This is a genomic window from Mesorhizobium sp. HAY1-8B (assembly GCF_056868045.1).
Genome location: NZ_CP200321.1, coordinates 3699579 through 3723417, shown reverse-complemented (window position 1 = coordinate 3723417; position 23839 = coordinate 3699579). Strand labels below are relative to the sequence as shown.

At 64.1% G+C, this 23839-nt stretch carries 20 protein-coding genes; 10 read left to right on the top strand and 10 right to left on the bottom strand.

Annotated features, from left to right (window positions below; translation table 11 throughout):
• Positions 1-120: 120 nt before the first annotated feature.
• From AC1VON_RS17510 to AC1VON_RS17475, 8 genes are all read left to right on the top strand, one after another.
• Entirely contained in the window at positions 121-1326 is a 1206-nt protein-coding gene (locus AC1VON_RS17510; RefSeq protein ID WP_483126342.1) for an MHYT domain-containing protein, read from the top strand.
• 195 nt (positions 1327-1521) lie between these two features.
• Complete coding sequence (locus AC1VON_RS17505) at positions 1522-2385, top strand: FAD binding domain-containing protein (protein ID WP_483124329.1); 864 nt, start codon at positions 1522-1524, stop codon at positions 2383-2385.
• 14 nt (positions 2386-2399) lie between these two features.
• Positions 2400-2912 carry a (2Fe-2S)-binding protein gene (locus AC1VON_RS17500; protein WP_172351029.1) on the top strand — a complete coding sequence of 171 codons (513 nt, stop codon included), beginning with the start codon at positions 2400-2402 and terminating at the stop codon, positions 2910-2912.
• Positions 2909-5329 carry an aerobic carbon-monoxide dehydrogenase large subunit gene (locus AC1VON_RS17495; RefSeq protein ID WP_483124328.1) on the top strand — a complete coding sequence of 807 codons (2421 nt, stop codon included), beginning with the start codon at positions 2909-2911 and terminating at the stop codon, positions 5327-5329. Before AC1VON_RS17500 ends, AC1VON_RS17495 begins: the two co-directional genes overlap by 4 nt.
• A gap of 8 nt (positions 5330-5337) precedes the next feature.
• The gene (locus tag AC1VON_RS17490) at positions 5338-6222 is read left to right on the top strand and encodes an AAA family ATPase (protein WP_483124327.1); all 885 of its coding nucleotides are present in this window, start codon (positions 5338-5340) and stop codon (positions 6220-6222) included.
• Positions 6219-7427, top strand: coding sequence for a vWA domain-containing protein (locus tag AC1VON_RS17485; protein WP_483124326.1), 1209 nt, complete (start codon positions 6219-6221; stop codon positions 7425-7427). The genes AC1VON_RS17490 and AC1VON_RS17485 overlap by 4 nt, the downstream gene beginning before the upstream one ends.
• A gap of 20 nt (positions 7428-7447) precedes the next feature.
• Positions 7448-8296, top strand: coding sequence for an XdhC family protein (locus tag AC1VON_RS17480; RefSeq protein ID WP_483124325.1), 849 nt, complete (start codon positions 7448-7450; stop codon positions 8294-8296).
• A 3-nt stretch (positions 8297-8299) separates the two neighbouring features.
• The gene (locus AC1VON_RS17475; protein WP_483124324.1) at positions 8300-8758 is read left to right on the top strand and encodes an SRPBCC family protein; all 459 of its coding nucleotides are present in this window, start codon (positions 8300-8302) and stop codon (positions 8756-8758) included.
• A gap of 53 nt (positions 8759-8811) precedes the next feature.
• Here the strand turns inward: AC1VON_RS17475 and AC1VON_RS17470 are convergent, their stop codons facing one another.
• From AC1VON_RS17470 to AC1VON_RS17450, 5 genes are all read right to left on the bottom strand, one after another.
• A complete protein-coding gene (locus tag AC1VON_RS17470; protein WP_172351035.1) occupies positions 8812-9696 on the bottom strand; it encodes a patatin-like phospholipase family protein in 885 nt (294 codons plus the stop codon).
• Complete coding sequence (locus AC1VON_RS17465) at positions 9693-11165, bottom strand: M16 family metallopeptidase (RefSeq protein ID WP_483124323.1); 1473 nt, start codon at positions 11163-11165, stop codon at positions 9693-9695. Before AC1VON_RS17465 ends, AC1VON_RS17470 begins: the two co-directional genes overlap by 4 nt.
• A 2-nt stretch (positions 11166-11167) precedes the next feature.
• Entirely contained in the window at positions 11168-12520 is a 1353-nt protein-coding gene (locus AC1VON_RS17460) for a M16 family metallopeptidase (protein WP_172351036.1), read from the bottom strand.
• Between the two features lie 128 nt (positions 12521-12648).
• Positions 12649-13203 (bottom strand): 16S rRNA (guanine(966)-N(2))-methyltransferase RsmD, encoded by a 555-nt coding sequence (rsmD, locus tag AC1VON_RS17455; protein WP_172351037.1) that lies wholly within the window; start codon positions 13201-13203, stop codon positions 12649-12651.
• A complete protein-coding gene (locus tag AC1VON_RS17450; protein ID WP_483124322.1) occupies positions 13200-15230 on the bottom strand; it encodes a pseudouridine synthase in 2031 nt (676 codons plus the stop codon). Before AC1VON_RS17450 ends, rsmD begins: the two co-directional genes overlap by 4 nt.
• Before the next feature lie 241 nt (positions 15231-15471).
• Here AC1VON_RS17450 and AC1VON_RS17445 point away from each other — a divergent pair, with 241 nt between their 5' ends.
• The gene (locus tag AC1VON_RS17445) at positions 15472-15927 is read left to right on the top strand and encodes a nucleoside deaminase (RefSeq protein WP_172351039.1); all 456 of its coding nucleotides are present in this window, start codon (positions 15472-15474) and stop codon (positions 15925-15927) included.
• Here the strand turns inward: AC1VON_RS17445 and AC1VON_RS17440 are convergent.
• The 3 genes from AC1VON_RS17440 to AC1VON_RS17430 all read right to left on the bottom strand — a co-directional run bounded on the left by AC1VON_RS17440 (position 15924) and on the right by AC1VON_RS17430 (position 20979).
• On the bottom strand, positions 15924-16601 hold the full coding sequence (locus AC1VON_RS17440; RefSeq protein ID WP_172353003.1) for a hypothetical protein: 678 nt from the start codon (positions 16599-16601) through the stop codon (positions 15924-15926). The genes AC1VON_RS17445 and AC1VON_RS17440 overlap by 4 nt on opposite strands.
• Before the next feature lie 279 nt (positions 16602-16880).
• The gene (gene ileS / locus AC1VON_RS17435) at positions 16881-19877 is read right to left on the bottom strand and encodes an isoleucine--tRNA ligase (protein ID WP_483124321.1); all 2997 of its coding nucleotides are present in this window, start codon (positions 19875-19877) and stop codon (positions 16881-16883) included.
• Positions 19878-20166: 289 nt separating this feature from the next.
• The gene (locus AC1VON_RS17430) at positions 20167-20979 is read right to left on the bottom strand and encodes a MipA/OmpV family protein (RefSeq protein ID WP_483124320.1); all 813 of its coding nucleotides are present in this window, start codon (positions 20977-20979) and stop codon (positions 20167-20169) included.
• 189 nt (positions 20980-21168) lie between these two features.
• Here AC1VON_RS17430 and AC1VON_RS17425 point away from each other — a divergent pair, with 189 nt between their 5' ends.
• Entirely contained in the window at positions 21169-21723 is a 555-nt protein-coding gene (locus AC1VON_RS17425) for an HdeD family acid-resistance protein (protein WP_483124319.1), read from the top strand.
• Positions 21724-21800: 77 nt separating this feature from the next.
• Here the strand turns inward: AC1VON_RS17425 and AC1VON_RS17420 are convergent, their stop codons facing one another.
• Positions 21801-22781, bottom strand: a complete 981-nt coding sequence (locus tag AC1VON_RS17420) for a bifunctional riboflavin kinase/FAD synthetase (RefSeq protein WP_483124318.1) — start codon at positions 22779-22781, stop codon at positions 21801-21803.
• Between the two features lie 6 nt (positions 22782-22787).
• The gene (locus tag AC1VON_RS17415; RefSeq protein ID WP_172351043.1) at positions 22788-23648 is read right to left on the bottom strand and encodes a TIGR01459 family HAD-type hydrolase; all 861 of its coding nucleotides are present in this window, start codon (positions 23646-23648) and stop codon (positions 22788-22790) included.
• Between the last annotated feature and the right edge of the window lie 191 nt (positions 23649-23839).

The following is a 23839-nucleotide window of genomic DNA, read 5'->3' as shown; positions in this document are numbered from 1 at the left end:
TGACGCGACGACTGCTGGAATCTGGCCGACAGCCGCATTGCAAATAGGGCCTTCGGATGTAAACTATCCCTCGGGAGAAGGTGCGCGGACAGGTGGATGTCTCGCGGGCCCAGTGCCGAGATGTTCGTAGGGCATAACCCCTATCTGGTCGCGCTCTCGGTGGTGATCGCGATCCTGGGAGGATACACAGGTTTCGGGCTCGCAGCCCGCGTGCGCGGTACCGCCGGTGCCGGGCGCAGGTTTTTGCTCGCCGGCGCCGCCTTTTTCCTGGCGGTTGGTATCTGGACCATGCACTTCGTCGGCGTGCTGGCGGCACCGCTCCCGAGCGACGCCGTTTATCTCGTCCTGCCGACCATCGTCTCCTTCCTGATCTGCGCCCTCGTCGTCGGCGTGTCGCTGTTCTTCGTCTCGGTCGGCGAGCCGTCGGATAGCCGTGTCATGGCGTCGGCGCTGTTGCTCGGAGCCGGTATCGTGTCGATGCATTATGTCGGCATACACGGCCTGGCCGGCGCCTTCCGCGTCGAGCACGAGCGCGCCATGGTGCTGATGGCGGTGCTGATCGCTGTCGGTACGGCCTATGGCGGCCTGCGCGTGTTCCTGGCGCGTCATGTCGGCAGGCGCCTGGCGCTCAGCGCGGCGGCTTTCGGGGTTGCGGTTTCCGGCATGCATTACACTGCCATGTACGGTATGCGCTTCGTGCCGGTGCCGGCTCTCGACCACGGCTCGGACGGCCTCATCGCCTCGCCGCAGGTCCTGTCCTTGATCGTCTCGCTTCTGTGCTTCCTGATCGTCGCAGGTTTTCTGCTGTTCCTCGTCCCCGAGCCGCGCGCTCGCGTTTCGGTCGCGTCCGGCGCTGCCGATGGGCAGGATTTCGATGCCGCGGAAAGCATGAGACCCGAGGGAAACGGTTTCGACCTGACGGGCCTGCAGGCGCAACGGCATTTGCCGCTGCAAGGACTCGGACAACGGCGTATCGCCGCCGCGACGCGACTGCCCGTCGAGGGCAGCGACGGCACACATTTCATCGATGTTGGAGAGATCCGCAGCGTCAAGGCGGACGCCCACTACACGCTCGTCCATGACGGCAATCGCGAACGCATGTGTCCATGGGCGATCTCGCAGGCCGAAACGCAGCTCGATCCCGCCACCTTTATCCGCGTCCACCGCAGTCATATTGTCTCGATCCCGCACGTCACGATGATCCGCAAGGAGGGAGACGGCGCCGTGGTGGAACTCGACGGCGTCGTGCCGCATCTTGTGCCGGTGAGCCGTGCCAAGATCGCCGAACTCAGGGCGAGGCTAGGCCTGATCCGACGCGCCACCTGACCACCTCCCCGGCATAGGTCACGATGACTGACGCAATTCGTGCGGATTTTACCGCATTTCGTGCCTTTCCGCGCTCTTCGTGACGCCTGAAGCCCGCATGTCTTGCGCATGCCGGACAGCGGGAACAGCCTTCCCACCAGATTATTCGTGACCGGAACCGCATCCGAGTTCCGGCTCGAGGGAGGATAGACCGACATGATTCCAGGACCTTTCAGCTATCACCGCCCCGCGAGCGTCGCCGATGCGATCAAGCTGCTCGCCAACCTTGATGAGGAGGCGCGGCCGCTGGCGGGCGGCCACAGCCTGATCCCGATGATGAAACTCAGGCTCGCGACGCCCGACCATCTGATCGACCTCCATGGCATAGATGGCCTCAAGGGTATCAGACGCGATGGCGACCGCATCGTCATCGGCGCCATGACCACCCAGCACGACCTGCTCGCCTCGGACGTGATCGCATCCTCCCTGCCGGTCCTGCATGAGACGGCGCTGCTGATCGCCGACCCGCAGGTGCGCTATCGCGGCACCATCGGCGGCAATGTCGCCAATGGCGACCCCGGCAACGACATGCCGGCGCTGATGATGGCGCTCGGCGCCGACTACCTATTGGAAGGTCCCGACGGCATCCGCACTGTGGCCGCACGGGAGTTCTACCAGGGCGCCTATTTCACCGCGCTCGAACCCGGCGAAATACTGACCTCGGTGTCGGTCCCCGTACCGCCGGTCGGCCATGGCTACGCCTACGAGAAGCTGAAACGCAAGATCGGCGACTATGCGACCGCCGCGGCCGCCGTGGTGCTGACCATGAGCGGCGGCAAGGTCGCGACCTGCGTGATCGGGCTCACCAACCTGTCGGAGACCCCGCTGCTGGCCGAGGACGCCGCACAAGCGGTCATCGGCACCAGCCTCGACGACGCTGCCTTGAAGAGATCGGCCGAGGCGGCGGAGGCGGTGATGGAGCCTGCCGGCGACGGCAGGGGGCCGGCCGAATACAGGAAACATGTCGGCGGCATCATGGTCCAGCGGGCGTTGAAACGCGCCGCGGCCAAGGCGGCCTGAGGAGGAGACCGGAGATGGCAACCCAGGCAAGGAAAACCCAGGTCAGCATGAAGGTGAACGGTGTCGAGGTCGACGGCCTCGTCGAGCCACGTACCCTGCTCGTTCATTTCATCCGCGAAAACCTGCAACTCACTGGAACCCATATCGGGTGCGAGACGACGCATTGCGGCGCCTGTACGGTGGATCTCAACGGCATGTCGGTGAAGAGCTGCACGATCTTTGCCGTGCAAGCCGACGGCGCCGAGATCACCACGGTGGAGGGCATCGCCAACGCGGACGGCACGCTGGCGGCATTGCAGGAAGGCTTCAGGCAGATGCACGGACTGCAATGCGGCTTTTGCACACCGGGTATGATCGTGCGCGCGCACCGGCTTCTGCAGGAGAACCCGAACCCCACTGAAGAAGAAATCCGTTTCGGCATCGCAGGCAATCTGTGCCGCTGCACCGGCTACCAGAACATCGTCAGGGCAATCCAGTACGCGGCCGCCAAGATCAACGGCACGGAATTCCAGGAGGCAGCGGAATGAACGACATGACCCCCACGCGCGAACAGCGCGAAGCGAAATTGGAAGGCATGGGCTGCAAGAGGAAGCGGGTCGAGGATATCCGCTTCACGCAGGGCCGGGGCAATTATGTCGACGACATCAAGCTGCCCGGCATGCTGCATGGCGACTTCGTGCGCTCGCCACACGCCCATGCCCGCGTCAAGTCGATCAACGCCGAGAAGGCGCTCAAAATCCCCGGCGTGCTCGCCGTGATCACGGCGGAGACACTGAAGACCGTGAATTTGGCCTGGATGCCGACGCTGGCGGGCGATGTGCAGATGGTGCTGGCCGACGGCAAGGTCCTGTTCCAGAATCAGGAAGTCGCTTTCGTCGTCGCCACCGACCGCTACACCGCCGATGACGGCATCAATGCCGTGGAGGTCGAGTATGAGGCGTTGCCGCCGCTGGTCGATCCGTTCAAGGCGATGGACCCCGGTGCGCCAGTGCTGCGCGAGGATCTTGCCGGCAAGACGACCGGTGCGCATGGCCCGCGCAAGCACCACAACCATATCTTCGAATGGACGGTGGGCGACAAGGATCTCACCGACGCCGCCTTCCGCAAGGCGGAGGTGACGATCAAGGAGATGATCTCCTACCATCGCACCCACCCGTCGCCGCTCGAAACCTGCCAGTGCCTCTGCTCCTTCGACAAGGTGAAGGGCGAACTGACCATCTACGGCACGTTCCAGGCGCCGCACGTCATCCGCACCGTGGTGGCGCTGATCGCCAAGATTCCGGAACACAAGATCCATGTCATCTCGCCCGACATAGGCGGCGGCTTCGGCAACAAGGTCGGCGCCTATCCCGGCTATATCTGCGCGGCGGTGGCATCGATCGTGACGGGCAAACCTGTCAAATGGGTCGAGGACCGTATCGAGAACCTGACGGCGACCTCCTTTGCCCGCGACTACCACATGACGACGGAGATCGCGGCGACCAAGGAAGGCAAGGTCACCGGCCTGCGCGTCCACGTGCTGGCCGATCACGGCGCCTTCGACGCCTGCGCCGATCCGTCGAAATGGCCCGCCGGTTTCTTCAACATCGTCACGGGTTCCTACGACTTCCCGGTGGCGCATCTGGCAGTCGACGGAGTCTACACCAACAAGGCGCCGGGCGGTGTCGCCTATCGCTGCTCGTTCCGGGTGACGGAAGCCGCCTACTGCATCGAGCGGGGCATGGATATCCTTGCCCAGAAGCTCGGCATGGACCCGGCGGAGCTGCGGCTCAAGAACTTCATCAAGTCGGAGCAGTTCCCATACCATTCCGCGCTCGGCTGGGAATATGATTCCGGCGACTACCACACCGCCATGAAGAAGATGATGGAGACGGTCGACTACGCCGGGCTGCGCAAGGAACAGGCCGCCAGGCGCGCAGCGTTCAAGCGCGGCGAGACCCGCGAGATCATGGGCCTCGGTGTCTCCTTCTTCACCGAGATCGTCGGCGCCGGCCCCTCGAAGAACTGCGACATCCTCGGCATCGCCATGTTCGATTCCTGCGAGATCAGGCTGCACCCGACCGGCGCCGGCATCGCGCGGGTCGGGACCAAGAGCCAGGGCCAGGGCCACGAGACGACGTGGGCGCAGATCATCGCGACCGAGATCGGCATTCCGGCCGACGACATCATGGTCGAGGAAGGCAATACCGACACCGCGCCTTACGGACTGGGCACCTACGGCTCGCGCTCGACGCCGGTGGCGGGCGCCGCCATCGCCATGGCCGCGCGCAAGATCAAGGCCAAGGCACAGATGATCGCCGCCTACAAGCTCGAGGTCCATGAAGACGATCTCGAATGGGACATCGACGGCTTCCGGGTAAAGGGACTGCCGGAGAAATTCCTCGGCATGAAGGATATCTGCTGGATCGCCTACAATTCCCCACCGCCCGGCATGGAGCCGGGGCTGGAAGCGGTGAGCTACTACGATCCTCCCAACATGACCTATCCGTTCGGGGCCTATATCTGCGTCATGGATATCGACGTGGATACGGGAGTCTACAAAGTCCGCCGCTTCTACGCGCTGGACGATTGCGGCACGCGCATCAACCCGATGATCATCGAGGGCCAGGTGCATGGCGGACTGACCGAGGCCTTCGCCATCGCCATGGGCCAGGAGATTGCCTATGACGAGGCCGGCAACGTAACCACCGGCTCGTTCATGGATTTCTTCATTCCGACCGCGGTCGAAACGCCGCGCTGGGAAACCGACTTCACCGTGACCCCGTCGCCGCATCATCCGATCGGTGCCAAGGGCGTCGGCGAAAGCCCCAATGTCGGCGGCGTGCCGGCCTTTTCCAACGCCGTCAACGACGCTTTCTCGTTCCTCGGCTCCACGCACATCCAGATGCCGCATGACTACTGGCGCAACTGGCGGGTGGCGAAGCAACTGGGGGCGGTCGGATAGTCCTTCCCATGGCCCTCCCCCGCGTCAAGATCGCCGGCCGCCTAGCCGCGGCAGGCTACATTGCCGACGCCGAACTGGCGACCGCCATCGGCATCATGCAGTTGCTCAAGCGGCCGCTGCTGCTGGAGGGCGAGGCGGGCGTCGGCAAGACCGAGGTCGCCAAGGCGCTGGCGTTCGTGCACGATACGGAACTGATCCGCCTGCAATGCTACGAGGGCCTCGACCAATCTGCCGCGCTCTACGAGTGGAACTATCAGCGCCAGTTGCTCGCCATCGAGGCGCACAAGGCCGGCACCGACCGCAACGCCGACACGATCGAGGACAGGATATTCTCCGAAAAGTACCTGCTCGAGCGGCCGCTGCTGGCCGCCATCCGGAGGAAAAAGCCGCCGGTGCTGCTGATCGACGAGGTCGATCGCGCCGACGAGGAATTCGAAGCTTTTCTTCTCGAACTGCTTTCCGATTTTCAGGTCTCGATCCCTGAGCTCGGCACCATCACGGCCATATCCGTTCCGCACGTTGTGCTGACCTCGAACGGCACCCGCGAACTGTCCGATGCGCTGCGCCGGCGCTGCCTCTACCACTATGTCGACTATCCCGACGTCGATCGCGAGGCACGCATCATCATGGCGCGAATCCCGCAGGCAGGTGCCGCGCTCTCGCTGCAGATCGCCCGCATGGTCGAAAGCATCCGCAAGGAGGAATTGCGCAAGGTGCCGGGCATCGCGGAAACGCTCGACTGGGCCGCGGCGCTTGTCGGCCTCGATGTGACGGACTTGCACGAGAAGCCCGAAAACGTGCACGAGACGCTGATCTGCCTGCTGAAAACCCGGGAAGACTGCGCGCGCATGACGCGCCAGGTCACGCAGCGCATATTGGGAAGAGTGGCATGAGTTGCTGCGGCACCCCTCCGAGCCTCGACGAGATGGACGAGGTTTCGCGCCTCGTCTCTCGCAAACTCTCGGCCTTCCTTGCCACGCTGCGCGGCGCCGCCTTCGCGGTGGGCGCGCGAGAAGGACAGGATGCCGCGGCGCTGCTTGCCGCTGGCTATGGGAAAAAGCCCGGCCTGCTGCGCTCGGCCTTCAAGCATCTGTTCTCGGCCCGCAAGGCCGACTGGGAGAAATTCGACGGCATCTTCGATGCGTTCTGGCTCAAGAAGCGCGTGCGTTCGCGCATTGCCGCTTCAGGCAGGCCCGCCAACGCCGACCATCCGTCGGTGAAGTCGCTTCAGGACGGCCAGGACAAGCAGAAGGGTGGCGAGGCGTTCGACCAGATCGCCTCCGGCGGCGAGGTGGGCGTCGAGGAACGGTCCGGCGAAGGACGCGCCGAGGGCGCCTCGCGGACGGAAACCATCGCCGAAACCGATTTCCGCAAACTCTCCGACCCCGCCGACATCGCCGAGGCGCATGCCGTCGCCGAACGGTTGGCGCGTGTCATGCGCACACGGCTGACGCGGCGCGACCTCGCGCGTCGGCGTGGCTACCGGCTGGACCTCAGGCGCACCATACATCGCAACATCAGCCATGGCGGCGTGCCGGTCAGCCTGGTCAGGCGACAGCGCAAGCAAAAGCCGCTGCGGCTGGTGATCCTGCTCGACGCTTCGGGTTCGATGAGCATGTATACCGGCGCCTTCCTGCGGTTCATCCACGGCGCCCTCGACGTCTTCCGCGAAGCCGAGGCCTTCCTGTTCCACACCAGGCTTGCCCATGTCTCCGACGCCATGAGGGAGAAGGATGCGGCGCGCGCGCTCGACCGTCTGTCGATGATGGCCCAGGGCGCTGGTGGCGGCACGAGGATCGGAGAGAGCCTGCAGACCTTCAACCGCTGGCACGCCGCCCGCGTCATCCATTCACGCACCTGCGTGATGATCGTCTCGGACGGCTACGAAACCGGCGACGCAGCCCTGCTCGGCCGCGAGATGGAGCAGCTCGGGCGGCGCTGCCGGCGCATCGTCTGGCTGAACCCGATGATGGGCTGGGAGGGCTACGCGCCGGAGGCCGCCGGCATCAAGGCAGCGCTGCCGCATGTTGATCTGTTCGCGCCGGCGCATACGCTGAAGAGCCTGGCCGCGCTCGAACCCTATTTGAGCAAACTGTGACGGAGACGGGAGGTTTTGCCATGAACGCCCATGTCGATGTGCTCGATATCGTATCCCGCCTGAAGGCGGCCGAAGAGCCCTTTGTGCTCGCCACCGTGGTGCGCACCGTGTCGGTGACGGCGGCCAAGGCGGGCGCCAAGGCCGTGATCCGTCCGGACGGCCGCATCGAGGCCGGCTGGATCGGTGGCGGCTGCGCGCGCGGGGCCACGCTCAAGGCGGCGCGCGAGGCGCTGACCGACGGGCAGTCGCGGCTGATCTCGATTCAACCGGAAAATCTTCTGGAGGAACTGGGCGTGCATGCGGGTGACGATCGTGACGGGATAAAATTCGCCAAGAACATGTGCCCGTCCAAGGGCACGATGGACATCTTCGTGGAGCCGGTGATGCCGCGCCCGTCGCTTGTCGTGCTGGGTTCCAGCCCGGTGGCGCTGGCACTGATCGAGCAGGCGAGGCCTCTCGGCTACCACGTCACGCTGGCATCGCCGATGGCGGACCTGTCCGCCATGCCCGACGCGGATCTGCTCGTCGACGGATTTCGGATCGAAGCACATCATGGCGCAAGACGCTTCGTCGTCGTTTCCACGCAAGGCAAAGGCGATGAGGCGGCGCTGAAATCGGCGCTCGGCATGGATGCCGACTACCGCGGTTTCGTCGGCAGCCGCCGCAAGATCGCGGCGTTGCGCGAAAAACTGGCCGCCGACGGCATCTCGCCTGCGGCGCTGGATGGCATCAAGGCGCCGGCCGGTCTCGACCTCGGCGCCATCACGCCCGAGGAGATCGCCCTGTCGATCCTCGCCGAAATCACACAACGCCGCCGCGAAGGACAGCGCAACACGGCGGCACATCAATCCGCAGCAGAAAAGGCATAGACGATGGATATGAACGGGCAAGAGCGCATCGAAGCGCCAATCGACGCGGTATGGCGGGCGCTGAACGATCCGGAGACGCTGCGTGCCTGCATTCCGGGCTGCGAGACGCTGGAGAAGACGTCGGGTACCGGCATGACCGCGACCGTCGTGCTGCGGGTCGGACCGATCAAGGCGCGTTTCGAAGGTACGGTGGAACTGACCAATCTCAACCCGCCGCACTCCTACACGATCTCCGGAGAGGGCAAGGGCGGCATTGCCGGCTTCGCCAAGGGCGGGGCCGATGTCTCGCTGGCCGAGGATGGGCCAAATGCCACGATCCTCTCCTACACGGTCAAGGCCGATGTCGGCGGCAAGATCGCCCAACTCGGCAGCCGGCTGATCGATTCGACCTCGCGCAAGCTTGCCGGCCAGTTCTTCACCAATCTCGGCAGCCAGATGACCGAGCACCCGATCTCGGCCTGACGGGGCAGAAGGAAAAGTTGCCAGTTCGGCACCCGCCGGTGCGCGCGACTATTTCAGCGTGCAAGGCGTCGGCTCGAAGAGGGTTGTCGTTTCGAGCCGATGACACGCTTTTCACGCGCCTCCACCACTCTCTCCAGCTCCCGCTTGAGTTGATCCTTGATATCAGCCGTCTCGTTCATCAGGGCGTCGATCTTCAGGAAATCGAGTACGCGGTATTTCGATACTGCCGGGCGGACCAGTATGTCGGGGCGGCATTGTTTCAGCTTGTTGGCGATGATCGACTGCATCATCAGCTGCGTGGCGCCGAACATCAGGTCGACGGAGGTGGGCCGCTTGCGGTCGACCTCTTCCGGCGCGCCGACGACGTCGACGCCGATGATGATGTCGGCGTCGTTCTCGATCAGGTCGAATGGCACGGGATTGTAGATGCCGCCGTCGATCAGCAGCCTGCCGTCGCGCATCACCGGGCGGAACACGGCGGGAATGGCGGCCGAAGCGGCCAGTGCGGAATGCAGGTCGCCATCCGCGAACACCGCCAGCTTGTGGCCGAAGTAATCGGTCGCCGTCACCTTCAGCGGGATTTTCAGCTCGGCGAAGGTTTCGGGGATGGCCTCGGGCAGAAACGCCTTCAGGATTCGCTCGACATTGAACTGGCTGACACGGATGCCGTTCTGCATGGCTTCGGCGATCGTGCCCGGACGAGCGCGCCACATGCGGCTCGCCACCTCGGCGCGCCGGCCGAGGATCGAGCGTGCATAGTCGTGGATATCCTTGCCGGTCATGCCCGCGGCCATGCCGGCGCCCATGATGGCGCCGATCGATGAACCGGCGATCGCCACCGGCTTGATACCGAGTTCGTCCAGCACTTCGATGACATGAATATGCGCCAGCCCGCGCGCGCCGCCGCCGCCGAAAGCTATGCCGAAGGTCGGGCTCATCCCTTGCCGGCCCCCGCCAGCCGAGGTCCGACCACCATGATGGTCGGCTCGGCTGTCAGCAGCTTTTTCGCCGCCGCCTTGACCTGGTCGAGCGTCACCGCGTTGATGTAGCCGGCGCGGCGCTGCATGTAGTCGATGCCGAGATCGTCGAGCTGCAATTCGACCAGCGTCGCGGCGATGGAACTCGATGAGTCCAGATTGTTGATAGCATAGGCGCCAATCAGGTATTTCTTGGTCGCCGCGAGTTCTGCCTCGGTCGGGCCGTTCTCGGCCAGCTGCTTGACGACATCGCGCACGATACCGAGCGTCTCGGCCGCGCGGTCGGAGCGCGTTCCGGTGGTGACAACCAGCGCGTTGGCATGGTCCTGGTTGACCAGCGAGGAATTGACGCCATAGGCCAGCCCGCGCTTTTCGCGCACCTCCTGGAACAGGCGCGAGGTGAAGGTGCCGCCGCCGAGGATCTCGTTCATCAGCACCGCCGGAAAGAAATCCGCCGACTTGCGCTTCACGCCGGGCCAGGCGAGCTGCAGCGAGGTCTGCGGCAAGTCGTAATTGACTTCCAGATGCTGCGCCAGGTTGGGCTCGATATCGGCGACAGGCGCGAGCGCCTGGTTCTGCGGCAGGTCACCGAACACCATGTCGAGCTTCTTCTTCAGCGTCTCTGCGTCGATGGCGCCGACCACTGCGATATGCAGGCCGCTGCGGGCGAACATCGCCTTGTGCAGGGCCTTCAGATCATCCTGCGTGATGGCCGCGATGCTCCCCCTGGTGCCCTGGACCGAGCGCGAATAGGGATGGTCGCCATAGATGGCGCGCGCCCATTTGTTCTGCGCCACCGTATCGGGGTCGTTCTCGTTGGCGATGATGCCGGACAGGATCTGGGCGCGGATGCGGTCGATCGGCGCCTGGTCAAAGCGCGGCTCGTTGACCGCCAGCCGCAACAGGTCGAACGCCTGGTCGCGCTGCTCGGCCAGCATGCGCATCGAACCATAGATGCCGTCGCGGGTCTCGTCGAAGCTCATCTCGGCTCCGGCATCGTCGAGCTTGATCTGGAAGGCTTCCGAATCGAGAGGCCCGGCGCCCTCATCGAACAGGCCAGTCATCAGATTGGCCAGACCTTCCTTGCCCACCGGGTCCTGCGTCGAGCCGCCGCCGAAGACGAAACGAACGGCGACGACCGGTACGGAATAATCCTCCACCAGCCAGGCCGTGACGCCTTTCGACGAGGTGACGGACTGGATTTCCATGGCGCGGGCGGCAAGCGCCGGCAGGACCAGGAAGAGGATGGCGAGGAGCAGAGTGAACAGCGGGACGCCGATATGTCTTGGCGACGATTTAGCAAGGTCGGCGCTGCCCCTCACCTGCCTGCCGGCATCCTCTCCCGGAAAACGGTCGGACGGACGCTCCGAGCGCCGATTTCGCCAATCACCGGCTTTTGCGGCACCAACGCCCATGCGGATCGAGCTCATCATCAATTCCCCGCCTGTTGCTGCGGCAAGAGATAGCCGGTGGTCGAGCGAGCCAGCACCAGGTAGCGTGCGGCGACGGCCTTGACCTCGTCGGCCGTGACCTTTCGGATACGGTCCGGCCATTGCTGGACATCCTGCACATTGCCGCCAGTGGCGAGCGTCGAGCCATACATTTCGGCCATGGAGTCCTGTTTGTCGCGGGTAAAGACCATCGACCTGATATAGCGGTCCTTGGCCTTTTCAAGCTCATCGGATGTGACGCCGTCGCTGGCGATGCGCGCCACCTCGGCATCGACCGCGGCCTCGACGTCGGCCAGCTTGGCGTCGCCGCGCGGCGCGCCATAGACGGTGAAATTGGTGTCGTCGAGCATGGTGCCCTGGAAATACGCACCGGCATTGGAGGCGATGCCCTGCTTGACCACAAGCGCCTGGTAGAGCCGGCTGCGATTGCCACCGCCGAGGATTTCGGCAAGCAGGTCAAGCGCCTCGGCCTCGCCCGGCTTGGCGGTGTGGTAGGACGGCACCACCCATTGCGTCGAGAAACTCGGCACGCTGACGCGGGCGTCGGAGAGCGTAACGGTGCGCTTGGTGTTCTGCTCCGGCTCGACCGGGCGGATGCGCGGCGGCAGGTCCGGGCCGCGCGCCACCTTGCCATAGGTCTTCTCAGCCAGCGCCTTCACCGTCTCCGGTTCGACATCGCCGGCCACGATCAGCACGGCATTGTTGGGCCGGTAGTATTTGTCATAGAAGGCGGTGGCGTCGGTGCGGTTCAGCTGTTCCATCTCCTGCATCCAGCCGATGACCGGAATGCGATAGGGCTGGTTCTGCCACAGCGTGGCATCGACTTCCTCGTCGAGCACCGCCTGCGGATTGTTGTCGATGCGCGAACGGCGCTCTTCGAGGATGACATCGCGCTCGGTCTTGATGACATCGTCTGTGAGGATGAGGTTGCGCATGCGGTCAGCCTCGAAGCCCATCATCTGCTCGAGCGCCGACGGCGCCACCGTCTCGTGGAAGGCGGTGTAGTCGTAGGAGGTGAAGGCGTTGTTGGAGCCGCCAATGTCGGAGACGGCGCGGTCGAACTCTCCGGCCGCGTGATTTGTCGTCGCCTTGAACATCAGGTGTTCGAAGAAATGGGCGATGCCGGATTTTCCCGGCGGCTCGTCGGCGCTGCCGATCTTGTACCACACCATGTGAGTGACGATCGGCGCGCGATGGTCGGGAATGACCACCACTTCCATGCCGTTGTCGAGCAGGAAGTTGGTGACCGTGCCATCATCGGCTGCAAGGGCGGGGCTGATTAGTGCCAGAGCGGTCGTCAGCAGCATTGCGCGCAGCCATTCAGGACGTTTCATTGATGGCTCCGGTTGTCATGGCGGGACGATAGGCGGGGTTGCCAGCCGAGGCAAAGCGAATTTGTTCGTCATTTTGAAGGCGCTCGGCCTACCCTTTGCCTTGGGAAGGGATCGCGAACGCGGGCGTATCAGTCAGCCTCGATGAAACGGATCACGGTTTCGCCGTAATTGCGCTCATCCAGCACGGAAAAGCCCGGGCCTGGTTCAAAGGGAACCACCGCCGTCTCCTCGACCACGCACAGCGCGCCGGGGCGCAGCCAGCCGCCGGCTTTCGCCGACCGCAAGGCAAGCTCGCCAAGGCCCTTGCCGTAGGGCGGATCGGCGAAGACAAGGCCAAACGGCGCCAGCGTGCCCGCCTCGCCAAGGCCTGTCGCATCACGACGAAAAATCTTGGTGCGGCCGGTCAGGCCGAAGGCTTCGACATTGTCGCGGATCAGGCCACGGCCTTCGGCCGATTCCTCGATGAAGACACCATAGGATGCTCCGCGCGACAGCGCCTCCAGACCCAGCGCGCCGGTTCCGGCGAACAGGTCGAGCACGCGCGCGCCGTCCAACTGTTCGGCAAAACGATGCGCCAGCACGTTGAAGACGGCCTCGCGGGTGCGGTCGGTCGTCGGACGGATGGCGCTGCTGCGAGGCGTCGCCAGCGGACGCCCACGAAACTCACCGCCGACGATTCTCATCTTGTCCGGGGACCCTTGGGGCCGCCGCGCGGCCGCTCACCGGCGCCGGCGCCGCCAGGACGCTCGCCACGCGGCTTGCCGAACGGCTTGGCGCCTGCCGGTTTGCCATAGGATGGTTTGAACGACGCCTTGCGCGCCTTGGCGTCGGCCGCCTTGGCGGCATCGGCTTCCGCCCTACCCTTGCCGATCGGCCGGGCACCAGGCGCCATCCAGACATTGGCCTTGCGCTGGCCAGGCGGCTCGATCGGCCGCTGCTCGCGCTCGGATTTCTTGCCGCCACGAGGTTTGTCGCCGAAGCCACCGCGCGGCTTGTCGCCAAAACTGCCGCGTGGCTTGTCACCAAAGCCACCACGCTCTGGCCTCGGACCACGCTCGCCAAAGCTCTTTTCCGGCCGCGTGCTCCTTTCGGGGCTTGTCGACAATTTGCCGAGCGCCTCGTCGCGGCTGCCTTCGCGGCGCTTGCGGTTCTTGATCAGCCCGCCCTCGCCGATCGGCCGGCGCTCGCCATCGCGCGTGAATTTCGGCCGTTCGGGTTCCGGCTCGCGAACTTCAGTGCGCCGCACCGGCTTGTTGGAAAAGGGTTTTGCTATCTCGGCGTCGAAATTGGCGCCGGATTCCTCCACCAGGCGTTCGCCAAGCTGGTCGCGCAGCACGCGGCCCTTGATCTCCAGCACGTGACCTTCGGGAAGGTCCTCGAGCTGGAACGGGCCGTAGGAGATGCGGATCAGCCGCGTCACGTCGAGGCCGAGCGCGCCGAGGATGTTCTTCACTTCCCGGTTCTTGCCTTCGCGCAGGCCGATTGTCAGCCAGGCATTGGAGCCCTGCTCGCGGTCGAGGCTGGCTTCGATGGCGCCATAGAACACCCCATCGACGGCAATGCCTTCGCGCAGGCCGGCAAGCGCGCTTTCCTCGACCTTGCCGTGGACGCGCACGCGGTAGCGGCGCAGCCAGCCGGTGGCCGGCAGTTCGAGCACGCGCGACAGGCCACCATCATTGGTGAGCAGCAGCAGGCCTTCGGTGTTGATGTCGAGCCGGCCGATTGTCATCAGCCGCGGCAATTCGGCCGGCAGCACGTCGAAGACGGTCTTGCGGCCCTCGGGATCACGGTTGGTGGTGACGACGCCAGCCGGCTTGTGGAACAGGAACAGGCGTGTGCGTTCGATCGGCGGGATCTCCATGCCGTCGAGATGGATGATGTCGCCAGGCATGACATTGAACGCCGGCGAAGACAGCGCCCGGCCATTGACCTTAACGCGGCCGGCGGCGATCAGTTCCTCGGCATCGCGGCGCGAGGCAAGCCCGGCGCGCGCCAGCCGCTTGGCGATGCGTTCGCCGGCCTCTTCCGTGGCCTCGGCGGGCCGAGGTCGCGGCCTGAAGCCTGCTGATGCCCCTTGCGGCCGATCACTGAAGTCGCGTTTGGGACGGTCAGAAAAGTCACGCTTCGGACGATCGCCGAAATCGCGCTTGGGTCGGTCGAAACGCTTTTCGCCACCCTCTGCCGAAGCGGCAACCGGACGGTCGCCACGCGGCGCGTAGGGTTTGCGCGGTCCTTCACGCTTCTCGTAGGGCTTGCGCTCGCCTTCAGCCGCCATCGGACGGTCGCCGCGCGGCGCGTAGGGTTTGCGTGGGCCTTCACGCTTCTCGTAGGGCTTGCGCTCGCCCTCAGCCGCCATTGGCCGTTCGCCGCGCGGTGCGTAGGGTTTGCGTGATCCTTCGCGCTTCTCGTAGGGCTTGCGCTCGCCTTCTGCCGCCACGGGCCGGTCGCCGCGCGGCGCGTAGGGCTTGCGCGGTCCTTCGCGCTTCTCATACGGCTTGCCCGCGGGGCGCGGCCCCTTGCTGAATGGCTTGTCGCCGCCCTTGAAGTCGCGCTTCGGGCGCTCGCCCTCGGCGGCCATCGGCCGATCGCCGCGCGGCGCGTAGGGTTTCTTGGCGCCGAAGGATGGCTTGCCGCCCCTGTCGCCTCGCGGAGCCGAGGGTTTCTTGCCCGGACCTTTTTGGCGCGGAGATTTCTTGTCGTTGTCGTCCATGTGGCCTTTGTCCGTTTGCGCTGCTACAGCGTGGCGCATCCTTTCGGGCGCGCAACGAACGCTGTAGCACTTTGATTTGGCGCATGATCTTTTCTGAAAATCGAGTCCGATTTTCAGGCTGATGCGCTCAATAACAGGATCATCAGAGTTTGTCAGGGAAAAGTGGCGACCGGTTTTTCCGGCAAGACAAGCGAAAATCAAAAGCCTGGAGTGGCGAGGAGACAATCGGAATGGAAACCGCGTGAAGCGGCCGGATTTCATGGCGGCGGCGCTGAAGGAGGCCGAAGCGGCAGCCTTGCGCGGCGAAGTGCCTGTCGGCGCCGTCATCGCCATGGGCAACACAATCGTGGCCAGTGCCGGCAACCGTACCCGCGAGCTGGCGGACCCGACGGCGCATGCCGAGATGCTGGTCATCCGCGAAGCCTGTGAGAAACTCTCAAGCGAGCGGCTTACCGGCCACGATCTCTATGTGACGCTGGAACCTTGCGCCATGTGCGCCGGCGCCATTTCCTTCGCCAGGCTGCGCCGTCTCTATTTCGGTGCCGCGGACGAAAAGGGCGGTGCGGTGGTCAACGGCGTGCGCTTCTTCGCCTCGCCGACCTGTCACCACACGCCAGACATCTATCCGGGCATGGGAGAAACCGAAGCGGCCCTGCTGCTCAAGGAATTTTTCAGGGAACGCCGCGACTTGCTCTAGAGCGACGGCAGCCAGTCGAACCAGCCGCCCTTCTTGCCTTCCGCCTGTTTCTTCAAACGGCGTTCCTTCTTGTACTCGTCTTCGCCGAGTTCGTTCTGTGGCGCGGCGTCCGATGCGACACGGTAGGCCAAGGGCGGCTCGCTCAAATACTTGCGCGTGTTCGGATCGCCCTGCTTGCTCTCGGCGAGACGGCGCTGGATTTCGGCGGCGCGACCCTTGTCGGAATCAGCAGGCGACCAAGCCGGCGGGTGGCTGGAGCCAGACTCTTCCATAGCCTTTTTCACCGCAGCCGGATCCGTCTGCACATCATCAACGATCTCCGCCTGGTAGTTCGGATCGTTCTGATGGGCGGTGGCGTCGGCGCGCAAGCGCGCGCGGCGCTGCTCGGGCGATTCGGGCCATTCGGCGCTTGCCGTCTCGATGCTGTCCTGCGGTACAGGCAGGGCTTCCTTCTGTCCGGGCCCGGGCTTTACCAAGGTGGGGCGCGGCTTGTAGTCGATCGGTTCCCTGCGCTTCGGCGCGAAGGAAACGGCGCCGGTGAGATCCCCGGCGAGCTGTTCGGCGGCAGTCTTGTCGGTGCCATAGGTCGGAGAGCCCATGCAGCCGGACAAAGCGAGGCCCGATGCGACAAGCGGCGCCAGCAGCGCGAGGCGCGCATTATATCTCTCGGTCATGCCAAAAAGTCCCACTCTAGACAGCCTCTCGATCGCCACCGGTCTTGATGTCCGGCCCCCATCGTCCAAGCACTTGCGACGGAAATCCGGCGACAATTTGTCTTCCGGAGTTTCGCGTGTTTACCTCAACCGCTCGTTAAGGGCAACGCACGGGCGGATCCGCGCCGCCCTGCGTGGCATTTGTGCACCGATATGCCGCGCATCCGGCCACGCGCGCCGTGATCCCAAAACCGCGGCACACCCTCGGGCCAGGCCCGAGAGTGGTTTGGGCGACATGCATCAAAGCCGGCCGAGCGCCTGCAGCTCATGCAGCACGGCAGCGTCGCGCGCCGAGACATCGGGAAATGCAGCATCCTGGCCGACATCCGCCGTGTAGCGCCAGGAACGCGCGCATTTGACCAGACCGCGATCCTCGGCCTTCTCGACCACCACGGCGACGCCCTTGACGTCGTCGAGCGTGAAGGCACCTTCCGGCGCCCGGCCATGGGCGATGACGAGATCGCTGGTGATCGCCATCTCTGCCATGTCGACGTCCGATATGGCCGCCTCAAGCGCCGCGTCGTTGATCGTGACCACTGGCACCGCCTCAAGCGAGGAGCCGATCACCTTCTGCGCCCGCGCAATCTCCAGCGCGCCGGTGACGACACGGCGGACCTGCCGCACCTTGCGCCATTTTTCCGCTAGCGCGTCATTCTTCCAATCCGCCGGGATTTCCGGGAATTGGTCGAGATGCAACGAAACGGCATCAGGATGCCGGTCGAGCCAGGCCTCTTCCATGGTGAAGGGCAGCATCGGCGCCAGCCATTTCACCAGGCAGTCGAAGAGATGGCGCACCACCTGCACCGAGGCCTTGCGCTTCACGCTCGACGGCGCGTCGCAGTAGAGCGCGTCCTTGCGGATGTCGAAATAGAAGGCCGACAATTCGACCACCATGAAATCGAGCAATGCGCGGGTGATGCGCTTGAATTCGAAGGCGTCGTAGCCCTGGCGCACCACCTCGTCCAGTTCGGCCAGCCTATGCAGCATCAGCCGTTCGAGTTCCGGCATTTCTTCCAGCGGCACCGTCTCGCCATCGTCATGGGCGAGCGTGCCCAGCATCCAGCGAATGGTGTTGCGCAGTTTGCGGTAGGCGTCGATGTTGGTCTGCAGCACGTTCTTGCCGAGCCGCTGGTCTTCCCAATAATCCGTCGTCACCACCCACAGGCGCAGAATGTCGGCGCCGGATTGCTTGATCACGTCCTGCGGCACCACGGTGTTGCCGAGCGATTTCGACATCTTGCGTCCGTCCTCGTCCATGGTGAAGCCATGGGTGACGACGGTGTCGTAAGGCGCCCTGCCCCTGGTGCCACAGCTTTCGAGCAGCGAGGAGTGGAACCAGCCGCGATGTTGGTCGGAACCTTCGAGATAGACGTCGGCCGGCCACTTCAGATCGGGACGGTCCTCCAGCGTGAAGACGTGCGTCGAGCCCGAATCGAACCAGACATCGAGGATGTCCGTCACCTGCTTCCAACGGGAAGCGTCGTGATTGCCAAGGAAACGCTCCTTGGCGCCGGCGGCAAACCAGGCGTCGGCGCCTTCCTTCTCGAAGGCATCCATGATGCGCTGGTTGACCGCCTCGTCCTTCAGCACATTGCCGTCCTCATCGGCGAATACGGCGATCGGCACACCCCAGGCGCGCTGGCGCGACAGCACCCAGTCGGGACGCTCCTCGATCATGGCACGGATGCGGTTCTGGCCGGCAGCCGGCACGAAGCGCGTGTCGTCGATGGCCTTCAACGCGCGGCTGCGCAGCGTGGTACCGTCGCCGAGGTTCTTGTCCATGTAGACGAACCATTGCGGTGTGTTGCGGAAGATGACCGGCTTCTTCGACCGCCAGGAATGCGGATAGGAGTGCTTCAGCCGGCCGCGCGCGAACAAAGCGTTGCGCTTGATCAGTTCATCGATGACCGCCTGGTTGGCGTTGCCCTTCTTGCCATTGTCGTCGATGACGCGTGCCGGTCCGCCTTCGCGATCCGGGCCGAAGCCCGGCGCGTCCTTGGTCAGGAAGCCGGCGTCGTCGACGGTAAACGGGATCGCGGTATCGACGCCGCGCGCGCGCAGTTCGGGCGCCGCATCCATCCAGGCGTCGAAATCCTCGCGACCATGGCCGGGTGCAGTATGGACGAAACCGGTGCCGGCATCATCGGTGACGTGGTCGCCGGCAAGCATCGGCACGGGGAATTCGTAGCCGCCGCCGAGGCCCTTGAGAGGGTGCGAAAGCACAAGATTTCCAAGCTGTTCGGTGCTGATGCCGTGAAGGCGCTTCAAGGTTACCTTGGCCTTGGCCTGGCTTTCCTCGGCCAGGGCGTCGGCAAAGATCAGCTTCTCGCCCGGTTGCGGACCAAACGCATTCTCGGCCGCTGTCACCTCGTAGAGCCCGTAGGCGACGCGCGGCGAATAGTTGACGGCACGATTGCCCGGGATGGTCCAAGGAGTCGTCGTCCAGATGACAACATGGGCATCCAGCAAATCCAGCGACCGCCCGCTCAGATCCGGATCGAGTTCCGCCGGCTGCCCGTCCACGACACTGGCAACGACAAGATTGGCGACAGGAAACTTCACCCAGATCGTATCGGACTCGTAGTCCTGGTATTCGATCTCGGCCTCGGCCAATGCGGTGCGCTCGACGACGCTCCACATCACCGGCTTCGAGCCACGATAGAGCTGGCCCGACATGGCGAATTTCAACAGCTCGCCGGCGATGCGCGACTCGGCATGGAAGGCCATCGTCGTATAGGGATTCTTGAAATCGCCGACGACGCCGAGCCGCTGGAACTCGCCACCCTGCACAGAGATCCAGTGCGCGGCGAATTCGCGGCATTCCTGGCGGAATTCGTTAACCGGCACCTCGTCCTTGTTCTTGCCCTTGGCGCGGTACTGCTCCTCGATCTTCCATTCGATGGGAAGGCCGTGGCAGTCCCAGCCAGGCACGTAGTTCGAGTCATAACCGCGCATCTGGAACGAGCGGGTGATGACGTCCTTGAGGATCTTGTTCAGCGCATGGCCGATATGGATGTTGCCGTTGGCGTAGGGCGGGCCGTCATGCAGTACATATTTCGTGCGGCCGGCGGCACTCTCACGCAGCTTGGCGTAGAGGTCCATGTCCTGCCAGCGCTTGACCAGCACCGGCTCCTTCTCGGGCAAGCCGGCGCGCATCGGGAAATCCGTCTGCGGCAAATAAAGCGTCTTGGAATAGTCGATCGTCTCGGCCTTGTCGGCGGTAGGGGTATCGGTCATTGATCTGCCATCTCAATTGCCCGGCGGCGGGAAAGCCCCGGGGCTTGAAGTCTTTGGTTGATGCATATCGTTTTCCCAAAACCGGACCCACTTTTGGGCGATATGCGTCGATGTTCTGGAAAAAGCGCGAGGGTGCGCGCAAAAGTCCCGGCGGCTCCGGCGGCGCTCAGGCCGCCCGGAACACCGGGCCGGTAATTCGTATCGTCAGCACACGAAGGCGCGAAAAGCTCGTCATTGGTGGGCTTTTAGCGGAGATAGGCGCAGGAATAAAGCGTCTCGTTCGATTCGCCTACATCTTGAAGTCGAAGCGATAGGTGGTCGACACACCGACCATGAACTGGTTGCGATCGCCGCGCTCCCTGACCAGGCTGGAATCGGCCGCCGGACCCTCCAGGCGCGAATATTCGCCGAACAGGCTGGCGGTCATCGGATCGGTCACTTTCCAGGTCACCGCGCCGCCGAGGCCGACGGATTTCAGGCCGCCACCAGGATTATACTGGCTCAGGCCCGAGGCCACGGCTTCCTGCGCGTTGACGCCATAATAGGCGTCGAAATAGTTGGCCGAGGCAAAGGACACGCGCGGGCCGCCCGAAATCCTGACGGTTGGCGTCACATCGTAGAAGGCGTCGGCGGCGATATCGGCGACAAAGCCATTATGGGCACGGATGCCGTGCCGCAATTCGGCGCGCGCGCGCATCCAGTCCGTCGGGTAGAATTCGAAAAAGCCGCCGACTTCACCACCCCAACGGACCGGATCGAGGCCCTTGAGTTCGTCGGCATCGCCGTCATCACGCGAAAACAGGAACTTGCCGGTCAAACCGGCGCGAACGCCTCCATCATCGACGAGCGCCAGCGAAATGTTGTCGTTTCGCGAGGTGAAGCGTGCCTGGGGACCGGCCTTGCCCAAAGAAATGATGGGCTGGGCGCTAAGCATGTATTTCTTGCCGCCCTCGAAATTCGGCGTAACCAGGCCAGTGGCGCCAACCGTCAGATACCAGTCTCCGGACAGCCAGCCGAAAGCGCCGTCGCCGGCCTCGGCCGCGCCTGACGTGGCCAGCATGACGGTAGCCAAGGCTGCAGAAATCTTTCCGAACGGACTCATGGCTACTCCACTAACACGATACAACTGTCCCTCAGCGACAGCTTTGACGAGGCTTTGGTAAAATTTGATTTAAAGCAGAGACATAAGCCTCGCATTGCTTGCATCATCCGATCCGCCCTTCGGCTGGACGCGGGTCGGCCCCAAGGGTAACTTGGTTTTATTCTGGCAGTCCTCAAGGGAGGTGGCGACATGACACTGCACGGCGATACACTGAAGAACGCGATCGGCCAGACGCGAGAAAAGTGGGGATGGTTTGTCGGTCTGGGGGTATTGCTGCTGATCCTCGGCGGCATTGCCTTCGGCAATTTGTTCATCGCCACGGTGGCTTCCGTCTACGTCGTCGGCTGGCTGATGCTGGTGGCCGGCATCATCGAGATCATGCATGCTTTCGGGGTCAAGACCTGGGGGCGCTTCTTCTACTGGCTGCTCAGCGGCCTGCTTTACGCGGTCGCCGGGTTTTTCGCTTTCGACAATCCGCTGCTGGCCTCGGCGGTGCTGACCTTCCTGCTGGCCGTCGCGCTCATCGCTTCCGGCGCGCTGCGGGCCTGGGTCGGCTACAGTCACCGTCCGGAACAAGGCTGGGGCTGGGTCGTCGCTGCAGGCGCCATCAGCGTGCTTGCGGGCCTGATCATCGCCATGGGTTGGCCGGTCAACAGCGTGTGGGTGCTCGGACTGTTCCTGGCAATCGACCTGATCTTCCAGGGCTGGACCTTCATCGCCGTCGGCCTGGCTCTGAAAAAGTAAACCTGGGGCCTTACCCGGGCACGGTCTTGTGCGAAAACCGGTCCACCGGCACGGACATCCGGTCCGGGATACCGCTTTTAAAAAGCGATGGCCGCGTCGAGCTGTGAAAGCGGCTTGACGCCGTCAAGCAGCGCCCTCGCCTCGGCTTCGTCCCTCTTCATCTGCATGACCAGAGCGTCGAGCCCGTCGAATTTGATCTCGCTGCGCAGGAAACCGAAGAACGAGACCTGGCAGGTCTCGCCATAGAGGTCGCCTGAAAAATCGAAGACGAAGGTCTCCAGAAGCGGCGCGCCATTGTCGTCGACGGTCGGGCGGCGGCCGAAGCTAGCGACGCCATCGTGCAACGCGCCGTCGACGCGCCGAAAGCGGACGGCATAAATTCCTTCCTTGAGGGTGGCTTCCGCGGGAAGCCGCATATTCGCGGTCGGAAAGCCGAGCGTTCGGCCGAGCTGCTGGCCACCGACGACCTCGCTTTCGACAGTGAAGCGATAGCCGAGCAGACCGGCGGCCTCGGCCACCTCGCCATCGCAGAGCAAGCCCCGGATCCGGCTTGACGAGACCACCTCGGCGCCCTCGTCGCGAAAAGCGTCGACGAGCGTGACGCCAAAGCCATGGCGTTCGCCGGCCGCCATCAGATAGGCTGGTCCGCCCTGGCGGTCCTTGCCGAAATGGAAATCGAAACCGGTCACGGCGTGGGTGATGCCGAGCGTCTTCTCCAGCACGTCGGTGACGAAGGCTTCCGCCGACAGCGAGGCGAAGTCGCGCGTGAACGGCTGCTCGACGAGCGCGGCAAAGCTGAGCAACGACAGAATGCGCGCCTTCATCGGCGGCGGCGTCAGCACGAACAACGGCATGTCGGGCCTGAAGACCTTCCGCGGGTGCGGCTCGAAGGTCAGCACCAGGGCCGGCACGTCACGCCGCGCGGCCTCGGCCAACGCCCGCTCAAGCACCGCCTGATGGCCACGATGGACACCATCGAAATTGCCGATCGCGACAACGCCGCCCCGCAGATCGGCGGGCAGCGGCGCGGTTGTCGAGAGATGCTGGAAGGCCACCATTGTCACCTACTGCAGTCTGGCTATGACGGCCACCGGACGATAGCCGTGCCGTTCCAGGAAGAGACCGAGCTTTGCCGGATCCGGCCGGGATGCATCGCCGTAGTCGCGGGCATGGATGCCGCCGGAGACATAGAGAACGTCGAAACCATTGTCGGCCGCGCCTTTCACATCGGTCATCATCCCGTCGCCGATGGCCAGTACCTGCGAACGCTCAACCGGTCGCCCAAGCACCTCCGCCACTTCTTTCATCGCGAGGTCGTAGATCGGCGTGTAGGGCTTTCCCGCGATCAGCGTGCGGCCGCCGAGCTGGGCATAGTCGCGCGCCAGGGCGCCCGCACACCAGATGATCCGTTCGCCGCGCTCCACCATGATATCGGGATTGGCGCAGATGAATGGCAGGTTCCTGGCACGCAATCGGCGCAAAAGATCCGTATAATCCTCAGGCTTCTCGACCTCGTCGTTGAACAGCCCGGTGCAAACAACACCGGCGGCCTCGAATTCCTCGACGAGATCGACATCGAGGCCGTCATAAAGGGTCAGATCGCGTTCGGCGCCGATGTGGAAGATCTTGCGCGGGCCCTCCGCGATCAGGTCGCGGGTCACATCACCCGAAGTCACCACACGGTCGTATGCCGATGGCGGAACGCCGATCACGCTCATCTGAGCCACGACGTCGGCGCTGCGGCGAGGCGAATTGGTGATAAGGACAACCGGGATACCGGCTGTCCTCGCCTCGGCAAGCGCCGCCGCGGCCGCCGGAAAATGCCATTCGCCATTGTGCACCACGCCCCAGACATCGCAAAGGATTGCCGAATAGGCTTTCGAGACGTCTTCGAGCGAGCCGACGATTTCAGGCGAATTCGCCATGCCGTTTCCTTCAATATGAGCGTTGCGAGTGCCACGGCCGACGGGTCGCCGCAGCGGGTTCGAATTATCCGAACCGCTTCATGCTGTCACCAGCTTTCGCCTGGCAGCCTCGTCAATTGATCAATGAGAGTTGGACTGAACGACCATGAGCGCCGTCTTATCCCTGTTACTTGTCAACCCAGTATGCCCAG

Excerpts from the sequence above, each read along its gene's own strand:
- AC1VON_RS17510 (WP_483126342.1), top strand. The coding sequence starts at position 121 with ATGTTCGTAGGGCATAACCCCTATCTGGTCGCGCTCTCGGTGGTGATC.
- AC1VON_RS17505 (WP_483124329.1), top strand. The coding sequence starts at position 1,522 with ATGATTCCAGGACCTTTCAGCTATCACCGCCCCGCGAGCGTCGCCGAT.
- AC1VON_RS17500 (WP_172351029.1), top strand. The coding sequence starts at position 2,400 with ATGGCAACCCAGGCAAGGAAAACCCAGGTCAGCATGAAGGTGAACGGT.
- AC1VON_RS17495 (WP_483124328.1), top strand. The coding sequence starts at position 2,909 with ATGAACGACATGACCCCCACGCGCGAACAGCGCGAAGCGAAATTGGAA.
- AC1VON_RS17490 (WP_483124327.1), top strand. The coding sequence starts at position 5,338 with ATGGCCCTCCCCCGCGTCAAGATCGCCGGCCGCCTAGCCGCGGCAGGC.
- AC1VON_RS17485 (WP_483124326.1), top strand. The coding sequence starts at position 6,219 with ATGAGTTGCTGCGGCACCCCTCCGAGCCTCGACGAGATGGACGAGGTT.
- AC1VON_RS17480 (WP_483124325.1), top strand. The coding sequence starts at position 7,448 with ATGAACGCCCATGTCGATGTGCTCGATATCGTATCCCGCCTGAAGGCG.
- AC1VON_RS17475 (WP_483124324.1), top strand. The coding sequence starts at position 8,300 with ATGGATATGAACGGGCAAGAGCGCATCGAAGCGCCAATCGACGCGGTA.
- AC1VON_RS17470 (WP_172351035.1), bottom strand. The coding sequence starts at position 9,696 with ATGAGCCCGACCTTCGGCATAGCTTTCGGCGGCGGCGGCGCGCGCGGG.
- AC1VON_RS17465 (WP_483124323.1), bottom strand. The coding sequence starts at position 11,165 with ATGAGCTCGATCCGCATGGGCGTTGGTGCCGCAAAAGCCGGTGATTGG.
- AC1VON_RS17460 (WP_172351036.1), bottom strand. The coding sequence starts at position 12,520 with ATGAAACGTCCTGAATGGCTGCGCGCAATGCTGCTGACGACCGCTCTG.
- rsmD (WP_172351037.1), bottom strand. The coding sequence starts at position 13,203 with ATGAGAATCGTCGGCGGTGAGTTTCGTGGGCGTCCGCTGGCGACGCCT.
- AC1VON_RS17450 (WP_483124322.1), bottom strand. The coding sequence starts at position 15,230 with ATGGACGACAACGACAAGAAATCTCCGCGCCAAAAAGGTCCGGGCAAG.
- AC1VON_RS17440 (WP_172353003.1), bottom strand. The coding sequence starts at position 16,601 with ATGACCGAGAGATATAATGCGCGCCTCGCGCTGCTGGCGCCGCTTGTC.
- ileS (WP_483124321.1), bottom strand. The coding sequence starts at position 19,877 with ATGACCGATACCCCTACCGCCGACAAGGCCGAGACGATCGACTATTCC.
- AC1VON_RS17430 (WP_483124320.1), bottom strand. The coding sequence starts at position 20,979 with ATGAGTCCGTTCGGAAAGATTTCTGCAGCCTTGGCTACCGTCATGCTG.
- AC1VON_RS17425 (WP_483124319.1), top strand. The coding sequence starts at position 21,169 with ATGACACTGCACGGCGATACACTGAAGAACGCGATCGGCCAGACGCGA.
- AC1VON_RS17420 (WP_483124318.1), bottom strand. The coding sequence starts at position 22,781 with ATGGTGGCCTTCCAGCATCTCTCGACAACCGCGCCGCTGCCCGCCGAT.
- AC1VON_RS17415 (WP_172351043.1), bottom strand. The coding sequence starts at position 23,648 with ATGGCGAATTCGCCTGAAATCGTCGGCTCGCTCGAAGACGTCTCGAAA.